11 protein-coding genes are annotated in these 12,567 nt (G+C 44.3%); 9 read left to right on the plus strand and 2 right to left on the minus strand.

What is annotated here, in order from left to right; translation table 11 throughout:
* Window positions 1-42: 42 nt before the first annotated feature.
* From V1225_RS03315 to V1225_RS03325, 3 genes are all read left to right on the plus strand, one after another.
* Window positions 43-1,239 carry a CoA transferase gene (locus tag V1225_RS03315; protein ID WP_201759548.1) on the plus strand — a complete coding sequence of 399 codons (1,197 nt, stop codon included), beginning with the start codon at window positions 43-45 and terminating at the stop codon, window positions 1,237-1,239.
* Window positions 1,239-2,015: an enoyl-CoA hydratase/isomerase family protein gene (locus tag V1225_RS03320; protein WP_160201673.1), complete on the plus strand. Its 777-nt coding sequence runs from the start codon at window positions 1,239-1,241 to the stop codon at window positions 2,013-2,015. Before V1225_RS03315 ends, V1225_RS03320 begins: the two co-directional genes overlap by 1 nt.
* A gap of 128 nt (window positions 2,016-2,143) precedes the next feature.
* Window positions 2,144-3,277 carry a PucR family transcriptional regulator gene (locus tag V1225_RS03325; protein ID WP_161908590.1) on the plus strand — a complete coding sequence of 378 codons (1,134 nt, stop codon included), beginning with the start codon at window positions 2,144-2,146 and terminating at the stop codon, window positions 3,275-3,277.
* 91 nt (window positions 3,278-3,368) lie between these two features.
* Here V1225_RS03325 and V1225_RS03330 read toward each other — a convergent pair whose 3' ends face one another.
* Window positions 3,369-4,400, minus strand: coding sequence for an aminopeptidase (locus V1225_RS03330; protein ID WP_160201675.1), 1,032 nt, complete (start codon window positions 4,398-4,400; stop codon window positions 3,369-3,371).
* Window positions 4,401-4,691: 291 nt separating this feature from the next.
* Here V1225_RS03330 and V1225_RS03335 point away from each other — a divergent pair, with 291 nt between their 5' ends.
* The 3 genes from V1225_RS03335 (at window position 4,692) to rpmE (ending at window position 7,771) form a co-directional block, all read left to right on the plus strand.
* The gene (locus V1225_RS03335; RefSeq protein ID WP_338547566.1) at window positions 4,692-5,972 is read left to right on the plus strand and encodes a cytosine permease; all 1,281 of its coding nucleotides are present in this window, start codon (window positions 4,692-4,694) and stop codon (window positions 5,970-5,972) included.
* A gap of 16 nt (window positions 5,973-5,988) precedes the next feature.
* Window positions 5,989-7,440 carry a dipeptidase PepV gene (gene pepV, locus V1225_RS03340; RefSeq protein ID WP_338547567.1) on the plus strand — a complete coding sequence of 484 codons (1,452 nt, stop codon included), beginning with the start codon at window positions 5,989-5,991 and terminating at the stop codon, window positions 7,438-7,440.
* A 133-nt stretch (window positions 7,441-7,573) separates the two neighbouring features.
* Window positions 7,574-7,771: a 50S ribosomal protein L31 gene (rpmE, locus tag V1225_RS03345; RefSeq protein WP_160201678.1), complete on the plus strand. Its 198-nt coding sequence runs from the start codon at window positions 7,574-7,576 to the stop codon at window positions 7,769-7,771.
* 399 nt (window positions 7,772-8,170) lie between these two features.
* On the opposite strand, the gene V1225_RS03350 is transcribed toward rpmE, so the two are convergent.
* Window positions 8,171-9,532, minus strand: a complete 1,362-nt coding sequence (locus V1225_RS03350; RefSeq protein ID WP_338547568.1) for an amidohydrolase family protein — start codon at window positions 9,530-9,532, stop codon at window positions 8,171-8,173.
* Between the two features lie 209 nt (window positions 9,533-9,741).
* On the opposite strand from V1225_RS03350, the gene prfA reads away from it, so the two are divergent.
* From prfA to rpiB, 3 genes are all read left to right on the plus strand, one after another.
* Window positions 9,742-10,806 carry a peptide chain release factor 1 gene (prfA, locus tag V1225_RS03355; RefSeq protein WP_160201680.1) on the plus strand — a complete coding sequence of 355 codons (1,065 nt, stop codon included), beginning with the start codon at window positions 9,742-9,744 and terminating at the stop codon, window positions 10,804-10,806.
* 298 nt (window positions 10,807-11,104) lie between these two features.
* On the plus strand, window positions 11,105-12,112 hold the full coding sequence (locus tag V1225_RS03360; RefSeq protein ID WP_338547569.1) for an L-threonylcarbamoyladenylate synthase: 1,008 nt from the start codon (window positions 11,105-11,107) through the stop codon (window positions 12,110-12,112).
* A gap of 5 nt (window positions 12,113-12,117) precedes the next feature.
* The gene (gene rpiB, locus V1225_RS03365) at window positions 12,118-12,549 is read left to right on the plus strand and encodes a ribose 5-phosphate isomerase B (RefSeq protein ID WP_161908586.1); all 432 of its coding nucleotides are present in this window, start codon (window positions 12,118-12,120) and stop codon (window positions 12,547-12,549) included.
* Window positions 12,550-12,567 lie beyond the last annotated feature (18 nt).

Genomic DNA, 12,567 nt, shown 5'->3' on the forward strand with positions numbered 1-12,567 from the left:
GAAATTACGGTTTTTCGGTACGAATTCATGGAGGAAATAGGTATGAAACCATTAGAAGGTGTAACAGTACTGGATTTAACAAGAGTAGTAGCAGGCCCTTATGCGACTATGATTTTATCAGATTTAGGCGCACGGGTCATTAAAATCGAGAATCCGAAGGACCCGGATTATACCCGCGACTTTGAGCCGTATCTTGTAGACGGCGAGAAAAAACAGAGCGCCTTTTTTGCACAGTATAATCGAAATAAGCAGGCCATTACCTTAAATCTCAAAGAGGAGAAGGGGAAGGAGCTTTTTAGAGAGCTGGTTGAAAAGGCAGATATTGTCATTGAAAATTATCGAGCAGGCGTGATGGATAAACTGGGCGTCGGCTATGAAGATTTAAAGAAATATAACCCTAAAATTGTATATACTGCGATTTCAGGATTTGGACAGACGGGACCGTACTCCTCATGGCCTGCTTATGATAACAGCGGTCAGGCTCTCAGCGGTCTTTGGTCTATGAACGGTATGCCAGGGGAACCGACTAGAATTGGAACGATCATCGGCGATTTGGCAGCCACCTTTTTCGGCGCCATTGGAACACTGTCAGCGTATATTCATGCCCAAAAAACCGGAGAGGGGCAGCTTGTCGATGTAGCCCAGCTGGACTCCTCTTTGGCGCTGACGGAAAATGCAGTGTCCAATTATACTGTTGGAGGCAAGGTGCAGACGCCTCTCGGCAATGATCATCCCCTTTGCAGACCTTACGGAAAATTTAAAGCCAAGGACGGGGAAGTTTTCTTCGGTGGCTATACAGACAGATTTTGGAAAACTACCTGCGAATTCTTCGGCGAGCCGGAGCTTTTATCCGACCCTGAAATTGACACCATGCCGAAACGTTTTGACGAAGAGGTGTACGAGAGAAGAGTTTTGCCTAAAATAAATGAATGGTTTTCTAATTATACATGTCAGGAGCTGCAGGACGCCCTTGCCGACAAGTTACCACTTACAGCAATTCATGCAATTGATCAGGTGCTGGAGGATCCGCAGCTCAATGCCAGAGAGATGTTTATCGATTATACATACGGCAGTGCGCAGGGGAAATTATTCGGAACGCCGATTAAACTGAGCAAAACGCCGTGCGATACATCGGGAAAAGCACCGGAAATCGGACAGCACAATCAGGAGGTTTATAAAGAATTCCTTGGGCTTTCTGGATCGGAGATTGAGAGATTGCGTGAGAAAGGAGTTCTGTAATGAAAAATATCTCTTATGAAGTGAAAGACGGGATTGCCGTTATAAAATTTAACAGACCGGAGAAATTGAACTCTCTCACCCTGCAGATGTATGAGGATTTAGGAGAAGCCTTTAAAAAGGCGCAGGCAGATAATCAAGTTGCGGCGTGTATTTTAACCGGCGCAGGAGAGAAAGCCTTTTGTGTTGGTGCGGATTTGACAGAATCCCTTCCTTATTTAGGACAGGGTCATTATATTGACGAATGGGATCCAGCCCATCTCAAGCATGTGGATATGTATAAACCTGTAATTTGTGCAGTCAATGGACACTGTATGGGCGGAGGCTTTGAAATTATGCTGGCGTCAGACATCCGAGTAGCGTCCAGCGAAGCCACATTTGCTCTTCCGGAGGTTTCTTTAGGCATTGTACCGGCAGGAGGAACTCTGGCGAGATTGGCAAGACAGATTCCTTACATCAGAGCGATGGAACTGATTTTGATGGGTGAGAAAATCAGCGCCAAAACAGCTCTTGACTACGGGGTGCTGAACCATGTTGTTGCACCGAAGGACGTGATGGATAAGGCAATGGAAATTGCAAAGAAATTTTGCACTCTAAGTACGACGGCAGTGCAGACTGCGAAAGAATCAGTACTGAAGCTGCGGGAAATCCCGCTGGAGCAGGCTTTTGAGACGGAAGCACTGCTTGGATACAAAGCTTTCACCAGTGAAGACGCAAAAGAAGGCCTTGCTTCATTTTATGACAAGAGAAAACCGGAGTTTCCTTCTCGGAAATGGTAAAAGAGGGGGGTTCTGCTACAATGATTTGAGGAATTGAGCGGAGCCCTTATGTTAATTTTTGATACTTCTACCGCAGAGATTTCTGTGGTATACTGTGAAAAATGGAAAGAAAGGTAGGCAGGAAGGTTATGTTGTGCACAATAGAACTGATTTTAAAGCAGCCGTTATTTGAAAATGCGAAGGTTCTTGCAGGAAAAAAGTATCTTGATAATGTAGTCAATCGAACCTCTGTCTATGACTGTTCGGTGAAATCCGGCATCTTTGACAAAAGTATTGTGAAAAAGGGAGATTTGTATATCTCCGGCCTCGATCAATTTGCAACACAGCCGCAGGAGTTTACGAAATTTATTCAGGTCTTGGTTAATTTTCAATGCAGTGCGCTGATTATCACAGATGAGAATGCGCACCTGATTACCGAAGAAATAAAAGAGCAGTGTAATAGAGGAAAGCTGCCATTGATTATGGTGAGCTGGACAGTTTCTTATGCGTCTATTATGGAGACAATTAATAATATAATCATTCAGAAGTATTACCATATTTTTAATGGGAATAAATTAAATGAAATTCATACAGGAAAGCTTAACGATGCAGAGAAAAAACGGGTGTTAGAGAGTATTAATCCTAAATTTAAAAAACTGTTGCAAATAGTTATTGTTCGCGGAAATCTACATTCACCTATGATGGAGAATGATTTGATGGCGTATTTTTTAAAAAGGCAGAAGGACGTCTATATTTTCCACGATAATCTGCATTATTTTTTAATCAGTCATGACAGTGAAGAGGAGCTTAATCAAATCCAAACAATTTTTTGTAACTATTTGGAACAGTATTTTTCCAATTATACGGCAGGGGTCAGTGCAGTACACCCCAAGAAAGAAGTGAATCTTTGTCTCGATGAAGGACTTCTTGCCCTGGATACCGCCTATTATCTCCAGGAAAAAAGAATTGTCTATGACAACAAATCCATTTTGACGTTGATTATGAAGTTGAAGGATAGCAGTGAATTATACAGTTACTATGACAGCCTGAAATCTTTGATTTCTATCTATCGAAGTGAAAATGACTCGACCTTGTTTAATACATGCAAAATGTTTGTACAATGCAAAGGCTCTTACCGTGAGACGGCGAATCTTATGGGGCAGAGTGAAGCAACAATTCGGTATCGTATTAACAAATTGCGCCAGATTTTAGGATTTGAAGATGATATTGTCCAGTTTCATACCTGTATTACCATGCTTACGATGATAGATCGAATGTTATAATAGCTTTATCCCAAAAGGGCTTCGGAGGATTATCCGAAGCCCTTTTGGCAGAAGTATCATACAAAAGGATACTATGCAAGGTATGGGTTTCTTAGTTGTGTGGATACATTGCTTCCAGCTCAGGGTCAACCATTTTACCCTTATCCATAATCTGAACGCCGTCAATCCATACGGAAGTATCGATACAAATACCGTCAGTATGAGAAATCGCCTGCTGACCATCAGGTGGAGCAATAATCGGGCTTACATAACCGATTCCCCACTCCGTAACGCCCCAAACTCTTTCGTCTTCAACAACGTTACCTGAAAGCTGCGCGCCAGGATTGAAGCCGTATGCGACATGAGCCATCTTCAGCATGCCCGGATCGTCAAAGCTCTTTAACCATTTTTCGTATGCTTTTGCGTCTGCGCCGCCTTCAACTTTTACGATTTCGCTGTTCTTTACAGTTAATCTGATAGGAACATCAGGATTTCTTCCAAAAGGAGGAGTAACGGTGCCGTCGAAGACGATGGTTCCGTTTACAGAACCAAACTTAGGTACTACGTTGAGCTGACCTGCCATCATGTAGATACCGCTCTTTGAAGCAAGACCTGCATCTACTAAAATTGTGTGTTCCGGATTGGTTTCAAAGGTAACGTCAGTCCCTGCAGGGGTCGTCATGCGAGTCACCTTTGCAGCTCTGTTTAAATCAGCAACCTTATTCATAAATGCTGCCAGCTTTTCGCTGTTAAGATCTTTTAAAGTACGGATCAAAACATCTTCGGTATATTCTACCAAGCACATGTAGCGCATTTTTTTGTTTGCTTCAATTGCACGCAGGTATGGGGTAGAATAGAGCAGCCATTTCTGGTTGAATTCAATCCATACGTCGCAGTTGGATACGGCGGCAGTTAACGGCTCAATTGGCAGTTTTGGGTCTGCGGCCTGTCCAATGCCGTCCGGTGCAGGAAACTTAATCATCATAGGAAGAGCTCCTGCAGCGTGAGCGCTGGACATAACAGCGTTTACCACATTCATACATGAAAGGGAATCGCAAGTGATAACAACAGTTTCGCCCGGCTTTACCTTAAAAAGATCGCCAATTAAAGTGTCCGCAGCTTTTTGTAATTCGTAATCGTACATTTTATAACCTCCTTGTTTACAGTGAGTGTTTTAGTGCATTCTTCGAGGAAAAGTATAGTGGACAGAGGAAAAATTGTCATTGAGAATATTTGAATATTTTTAAGTTTTCATTCAAAATATTTTAATGCGGAAAAGACAGATATTATATAAAATGAAAGCACCGTAACAGGTGCACGCATTTCGCTGCTAAAAGGTGCATTCTTTGAAATCTAATCAGTCGCCAAGGGGCGGGGCGGAATTGCGGAAGGTATTCATTAAAGTATATTTGTTATCGAGAAAAGAGGATGAGTTATGAACGAAAACGAAAAGAAACGTAGTGGCGTTGAAACCACCACACTAACTCAAGTTGCACCGGAAGAGAAAAAGGGCTGGATTGAAATGGCTTTTTTACATGCCGGCGTTATGATTAGCGTTCCGAGCATGCTGATTGGAGGATTACTTGCTTCTGCAATGCCGCTGACACAGGCTCTTTTGGCAGGCTGCATCGGATATGCTTTAGTTATTGTTTTTACTTGCTTGGGAGGTATGGAGGGAAGCGACCTCAGCGTACCGGCATGTGTGATACTACAGTCCAGCTATGGTAAAGCGGGCTCAAGATATTTAAACAGCCTCTTCTTTACCATTTCAATGCTCGGATGGTTTGGCGTTAATACCGCAGTTTGCGGCAGTGCATTTACAAATCTGATGGCAAACTCTTTTGGAATTCACGTTCCGGAGGTTGTATCCATTTTAATCTGGGGAACAATTATGCTGGTTACAGCAGTATACGGCATTAACGCCATTGGAAAAATCAACACACTGGCTGTACCGGCACTGTTGATTGTTTGTGTAGTAGGCTGTTATTTGGCGCTGCGCAATAACGGTACTGCAAATCTCAATGCGCAGACAGAAACGACGATGACTTTAGTACAAGGAATTACATTGACGACAGGATTTATGAGTATGCAGACCATGACAGTTGCAGACTTCTCCCGTTATCAGAAAAACCGTGGAGATACACTGAAATCAACCGTATTTGGCGTACTTCCTGCGGGAATTCTCATGCTGGTAATCGGAATTCTGATGGCTAAGGCTGTGGGTCAGTATGATGTCAGTCAGGTTTTATGCGATGTAGGTCTTCCGATTTTAGGTATGGTTGTACTGATTTTAGCGGCATGGACTACAAATACAAGCAATGCTTACCTTGCAGGTATCAACCTTGTAAATATTTTGAAACTGAAAGATGAAAAGAGAGCTATGGTTACGCTGATTGCCGGTGCAATCGGAACTATTTTAGCAGTTCTTGGAATTATGAACCAGTTTGAGGGATTCATTACATGGCTGGGTGCTGCGTTTGCTCCGATGGGCGGCGTAATGTTGTCAGACTACTGGCTGCTGAGAAAAGGTACTGCTTCAAAATGGGAGCCGGTCGAAGGCTTTGCATGGTATGGAATTATTTCCTGGTTAGCAGGATTTGTGATGAACATTTTCGTAACAGACGGACTGGTTCTGGTACAGAGCATCGCTTTATCCGGATTACTGTACTATGTTCTTTGTAAAGCCCTTAAAAAAGACGCTTCTCTGCTGAGCTAAGAAACAGGAGGCTGTGATGAAACGAGAATTTGAAAAATTTTACGAAGAAAATAGAGGGGCTTTGCTTGGAGATATTTCTGCACTTATAGAGATTCCCAGCATTGCAACCCAAAGTGATGATTGCAGTGCACCTTTTGGAAAAGATGTTGCAGATTGCCTTGCAAAGATTTTGCAGCGTGGTGAAGAAATGGGACTTCACACTGAAAATATCGGCAACTATATCGGGGAGATTACGCTGGGAGAGGGGAATCATTTGATTGGAATTCTCTGTCATGCCGATGTAGTGGACGCCGGTGAAGGCTGGGAAACTGAGCCTTTTAAGGGAATCATCAAGGATGGAGAAATGTACGGACGAGGCTCCATTGACGATAAAGGACCAATGGTTTGCTGTATGTACGCAATGAAGTATATCAAGGAGAACAATTTGCTTCCGCCTGATTTCAGACTGAAAATGGTAATTGGTACAGATGAGGAAGTAGAGTGGAACAGCATCGCCAGATATCTGGAAGGGGAACCGGAGCTGCCGGAAATATCCATTGTTCCGGATGCTAACTTTCCTGTGATTTTCTGTGAGAAAGGGCTGATCAATGCGGATTTATCTTACCCGGTTATAAATGAAGGCGGTGCGGCTAAAGCTTCGCTTTCTCTGCAGGAGCTCTGCGGCGGTGAACGTGCAAACGTAGTGCCTACTGGCGCAAGATGTAAAATCTCATGGACAGATGAGAGCATCCGGGCAGAAAAATTGATAGAAGAAATCAGCGCACATGCAGAAAAGCTTGGGGCGGAAACCGGTGTTTGTTTGACGAAAGAGGGCGAAGTTTTTGTTGAAGTAAAGGGCAGAGCTGCCCATGCGATGACACCGGAAAAGGGTGTCAATGCGATTTCTGCTTTGATGGAAATTTTGTATCTTCTGAGTGAGGGAGAGCGTTACACTTTTGTGCAGCAGAATTTGATTGAGAAGTATCATACTTATATAGGTCTTGACTATAACGGAGAAAAGATGGGAATTGGGTGGGAAGATGAGGCTTCCGGCTTGATGACTGTCAATGTAGGTTTGATGAAAATGGAAAAAGATGCGTTGACGTTGACGATGAACATCCGTTATCCGGTAACCAAAACCTTTGAAGATGTTGATGCGAAACTGAAGCCGCTTACCAGAGCGTTGAACGGAAAATTGGAATATGGCGTCTGCATGGATCCAATCTATTTTGAAAAGGACAGCGAGATTGTAAAAACGCTCATGAAGGTATATCAGGACGCGACCGGAGATATGCAGTCTCAGCCGATTTCTCTGGGCGGAGCAACCTATGCGCGGGCAATTCCTAACGCCATTGCGTTTGGACCGGTGTTTCCGGATCAGGAGGAGCTTGCTCACGAAGCCAATGAGCACTACAGTGTTGCTGATTACGAGAGAATTACGGAAATCTATGCAAATGCTTTGCTTGAGCTTTGTAAGACAATAAAATAATCTGCGATTTCCTGAGAAATTTTCTGCAAAAATTACTTGTATCCTGCAAACAAGTGTGATATAGTATAAAAGCTGTAGTAGATACAGATAAATTATGCACGGGCATTGCCTGAGCAGGAAAGAGGTAAGAAGCATGAAGGAAGGAATCCATCCTGATTATAAGGAATGTAAAGTAACTTGCGCATGTGGTAATTCTTTTGTTACGAAATCCGTAAAAGAAGAAATGAGACTTGACGTTTGCTCAGCATGTCATCCGTTCTTTACAGGACAGCAGAAGTTCATCAACCGTGGTGGACGTGTTGAAAAGTTCAAGAACAAGTACAACCTGTAAATATAATCAGAAAAACCAGAAGCCGGAGATTTGTCTCCGGCTTTTTAGTTTTATGCATTAGAATGTCTGTGTTAGCATCAAATAGAACACATAAAAAGAATTTCTTCATTGCAGAACTATACCCTTTCTTCTTTCAAAAAAAGGAAAACTTTCAGGCGGCAAGGCATGTGACAAGCCAACAAGAGGAACATTTCACCTAAATCTTAAACTTCTCTTTGCATATTATCCGTTTTAAGTCGTATTTTTGCTCCAAAAACAAAAGGTACTGCACTACAGGCGTTCGTCAAAACGCTTGGAGTGCTTTTTTTGGGAGATTTTTTGCTTTTTTCTGCAAAGCGGATTTGGGTTTCGTTTGGTTCCTATATAGAACAGCACATTCAGCAGGACCTCGTTCCGACTTTATTTTCTTACAGCTTTTCCTAATCGGTTATTTACGATTTTATCATTCTGCAGAGCAATTTCGCCACCGATGAGGACATAGCTAAATCCTTTGGATGGAATTTGTCCGTTTTCGTAAGTGGCGCAGTCTTGCACTTTTTCCAGATCAAAAATGGTAATATCAGCGTCGCTGCCCGGCAAGAAATTTCCCTTATTCGGCAGATGTAGACGATTTGCTGCCATGGTTGTCATTTTGCTGATTCCCTCAGAAAGACTGATTTTTCCCGGACGGATGTAATTTGCAATGAAACGTGCGAAGGAGCCGGAAGCGCGGGGATGTCCCATGCCATCGGTTCTGATTCCGTCGCTGCCCAGCATAATCAGCGGTGAAGTCAGCGCCATTTCGATATCTTCTTCTCGCATAAAATAGCCGACTGTAGCTGTGTCCGGTGCAGTTGCCCTCAGCTCATCAAAGATTTCTTTGGTACAGCGCTTGCCTGCATATTTTCCGCTGGCAATGAGAATACTGTCGTAGTCAGCGTGGTAACGTTCCAGGAATCCGTCATCATAGGTGGTTTCGCCGATTCCAGTACTGAAAGCACTGTAAGGGTAACAGTCGCAAAGCATGTCAATTCCCTTTGCACGGTAATTTCTGATATTTTCAAGAAGCTGCGACATTTGTCCATAGCCGCCCATACTGCCTATATGAGAAAATTGTACGCGAATCCCGCAGCTTTCGCCTATGGCAGCCAGCTCGTCTGCTGCAGCAAATACTTCGTTGACGTCTTGACGAACATGGGAAGCTGCGATTTTATCACCTTTGCGGCAGAGTTTAGCAAGAGCAGCGATTTCTTCTGGTGTTGTACCTGGCACGTATTTTACCCCGAAAGAAATCCCGAGGCAGCCTTTATCCAGAAAATCCTCGCATACAGCAGTCATTTCCTTTAAGATGTTTTCGTCAATGGAGCGATACTTATCCTGCTTTCCGCTGCGTCCCCTTAGATAGGTATGACCGGCTAAAAGACCGAGATTTACCGGCGCACCGTCTCGATCGGTAATATCCAGATAGTGATCCGGATCGCAGGCGTTGTTGCCGCAGTTGCCGCCGATATCCAGTGTTACTCCCATATGAAGTGCTGATTCTGCCATGCTTACGGCAGTGGTGTCTGTCTTTGGATCGTAGTCATCTTCGTGCATGTGAATGTCGATAAAACCGGGGCAGACGATTTTGCCGGCAGCGTCGATGACTAAATCGGCATTTGGCGATTCATCTGTAAGTTCGACGATTTTTCCATCTTCTATATATATATTGGTGATTTTTTCGATTGCTTGCGCAGGGTCGACCACCGTTCCGCTTTTGATTAGTGTACTTTTTATCATCATGAAGCCTCTCTCTTTCAGTTTGCAAACATTGTACTCTTGTAATATGAGAAAGTCAATGGGGAAATAGCTTGCATCATGGCAAAGACATCGACAAAGGCTGCACAGAAATAATTGACAGCTTTGGGTATTTTTCAATTGTAGGAAATTGCAGTTTGTGGTACAATATATGTTTAGATAGATATGGAAATTTTTATTTTGAGGAGATAGATATGTTTGATAAGTTAGACTTTATTGTTGAGAAATATCAGGAATTGTCCCTGAAGGTTTCTGATCCGGAGGTCATAAATGATCAGCCGGTCTGGCAGAAATACATCAAGGAAATGGGCGAGATGGAGCCGATTGTTAAGAAGTACGAAGAGTACAAGAAAGCAAAAGAAGGTCTCCGCGATGCCAAGGATCTCGTTGAAAACGAGACAGATGAAGAGATGCGTGATTTGGCAAAGATGGAAATCAACGATTTAGAGGAACAGATTGAAAAGAACGAAGAAGAACTGAAAGTTCTGTTGCTGCCAAAAGACCCTAACGACGAAAAGAACGTAATTCTGGAAGTCAGGGCAGGCACTGGCGGTGACGAAGCTGCATTATTTGCACAGGATCTTCTTAGAATGTATATGCGATATGCAGAACGCCACAGATGGAAGACAGAACTGATGGATGTCAACGACACTGGAATCGGAGGTATTAAGGAAGCCGTAGTTCTGATTAAGGGTAAGGGTGCATATTCCAGACTGAAATACGAGAGCGGCGTACACAGAGTGCAGCGCGTGCCAGAAACGGAGTCTGCAGGTCGTGTTCATACTTCTGCAGCAACGGTAGCTGTTCTGCCTGAAGTCGACGATGTGGAAGTGGATCTGAATCCAAACGATGTCAGAGTGGATGTGTACCGCGCTTCCGGTAACGGCGGTCAGTGCGTAAATACCACAGATTCTGCAGTCAGACTGACCCATGAGCCGACTGGACTTGTAGTAACCTGTCAGGATGAAAAGTCCCAGATTAAGAACAAAGAAAAAGCCTTCAAGGTTTTGAAAGCAAGACTCTATGACCTGAAACTACAGGAACAGAACAAAGAGATTTCTGAGGCCAGAAAGAGCCAGGTTGGTTCCGGCGACAGAAGTGAGCGAATCAGAACCTTTAACTTCCAGCAGGGCAGAGTATCCGAGCATAGAATTGGTTTGACTCTGTACAGACTGGATGCAATTTTAGATGGTGATTTAGATGAAATCATCGATGGCTTGATTACTAGTGATCAGGCAGAGAAAATGAAGAACTTCTAATCAGACTTGCTAAATCCGCCCGCAGCGTTGTTGCTCGAATTTGATTCATTTCTCACGTACCATTTGTACGCTCCGAGCCTCATCAAATCCGGCGCCTAGCTGCGAACGAATTTCACTGCGTCTGCAGACTTACTAAATCCACCCGCAGCATTGTTGCTCGAATTTGATTCATTTCTCACGTACCATTTGTACGCTCCGAGCCTCACCAAATCCGGCGCCTAGCTGCGAACGAATTTCACTGCGTCTGCAGGCTTGCTAAATTCGCCCGCAGCGTTGTCAGCTATGCGGGCATGAAACTATGATGAATACAAAATTACTAAAAGATACAACTGAAGATATTGCAGCGGCAGCGGATATTTTGGCAGCGGGAGGGCTGGTTGCATTTCCTACAGAAACGGTCTATGGACTGGGTGCCAATGCCCTCGATGCAGAAGCTGTGGGTAAGGTGTATGCGGCAAAGGGTAGACCTTCTGACAATCCTATGATTGTCCACATATCGTCAAAGGATGATTTGCTTGCACTGACCCCTGAAGTCACCGCTGATATGCAGATTTTGATGGAGCATTTCTGGCCGGGTCCCATGACCATGATTGTGCCAAGGCTTTCCCTGATACCTGATACGACTACAGGCGGGCTTGATACGGTAGGGATTCGTATGCCGGATCATCCCGTGGCGCTTTCTTTGATTAGCGCAGCGCAGTGTCCTGTTGCAGCGCCCAGCGCAAATCTCTCCGGAAAGCCCAGTCCAACGACGGCAAAAGATGTCAAAGAGGATCTCTATGGAAGAGTGGATGCGATTATAGAAAGCACCGACTGCCAGGTGGGAATTGAATCCACTGTCATCGATATGATGGGTGAACAGCCTATGATTCTAAGACCTGGCATTATTACCAGAGAGGATTTTGAAGAGGCGCTGAAAAAGCCGGTAGCACTTGATCCAACTTTGAATCAGCGACCGGATGTATTTAATAATGAAGATTTTAAGCCCAGAGCACCGGGCATGAAATATAAGCACTATGCTCCGAAAGCACAGATGACGGTCTTTGAAGGAAGCCCGCAGGCTGTGCAGGAGGTCATTTGCAGGGAGGCTGCAAAATACAGAGCGGAGGGCAAGAAGGTCTGCGTCATTTCCTTTGACGAAAAAGACCAGAAAGCTGCGGCGCACCAGTTTTTTGCACGGCTAAGAGAAGCGGACAGAGAAGGCGCTGATATGATTTTGGCATCGGCGCTGCCGGAAGAGGGCATTGGCTTTTCTGTCATGAATAGAATGCTGAAGTCCGCAGGATATAATATCAGAAAGGTTTAATACATATGATTATTGCAGTTGCCAGCGACCATGGCGGGTTCGCGTTGAAAGATATTGTAAAGAAACATTTATTAGAAAGGGGATATAAAGTAGTGGACCTCGGAACTGATTCCGAAGCGTCCGTGGATTATCCTGTGTATGGAAAGGCATGTGGGGAAGCGGTGGCTTCCGGAAAGGCGGACCTTGGAATTGTTGTTTGCGGGACAGGCATAGGCATTTCCATCGCTGCCAATAAAGTGAAGGGCATTCGCTGCGGGCTTTGCACTTCTGTAGAGATGGCAAAGCTGACCAGACAGCACAACAATGCCAACATCCTTGCGCTGGGCGGAAGAACCACTGCACCGGAGCTTGCTGTTGAGATTGTTGACGCATGGATGGATACTGAATTTGAAGGCGGTCGTCACGAGAGAAGAACAGCGATGCTGGACGAGATGTAGCCGCAAAGCAGCAGAAAG

It is taken from the genome of Emergencia sp. JLR.KK010, from assembly GCF_037018265.1.
Lineage (GTDB): Bacteria > Bacillota > Clostridia > Peptostreptococcales > Anaerovoracaceae > Senimuribacter > Senimuribacter intestinalis.

Excerpts from the sequence above, each read along its gene's own strand:
- V1225_RS03360 (WP_338547569.1), top strand. The coding sequence starts at position 11,105 with ATGATGAATACAAAATTACTAAAAGATACAACTGAAGATATTGCAGCG.
- rpiB (WP_161908586.1), top strand. The coding sequence starts at position 12,118 with ATGATTATTGCAGTTGCCAGCGACCATGGCGGGTTCGCGTTGAAAGAT.
- prfA (WP_160201680.1), top strand. The coding sequence starts at position 9,742 with ATGTTTGATAAGTTAGACTTTATTGTTGAGAAATATCAGGAATTGTCC.
- V1225_RS03315 (WP_201759548.1), top strand. The coding sequence starts at position 43 with ATGAAACCATTAGAAGGTGTAACAGTACTGGATTTAACAAGAGTAGTA.
- V1225_RS03335 (WP_338547566.1), top strand. The coding sequence starts at position 4,692 with ATGAACGAAAACGAAAAGAAACGTAGTGGCGTTGAAACCACCACACTA.
- V1225_RS03330 (WP_160201675.1), bottom strand. The coding sequence starts at position 4,400 with ATGTACGATTACGAATTACAAAAAGCTGCGGACACTTTAATTGGCGAT.
- rpmE (WP_160201678.1), top strand. The coding sequence starts at position 7,574 with ATGAAGGAAGGAATCCATCCTGATTATAAGGAATGTAAAGTAACTTGC.
- V1225_RS03320 (WP_160201673.1), top strand. The coding sequence starts at position 1,239 with ATGAAAAATATCTCTTATGAAGTGAAAGACGGGATTGCCGTTATAAAA.
- V1225_RS03325 (WP_161908590.1), top strand. The coding sequence starts at position 2,144 with ATGTTGTGCACAATAGAACTGATTTTAAAGCAGCCGTTATTTGAAAAT.
- V1225_RS03350 (WP_338547568.1), bottom strand. The coding sequence starts at position 9,532 with ATGATGATAAAAAGTACACTAATCAAAAGCGGAACGGTGGTCGACCCT.
- pepV (WP_338547567.1), top strand. The coding sequence starts at position 5,989 with ATGAAACGAGAATTTGAAAAATTTTACGAAGAAAATAGAGGGGCTTTG.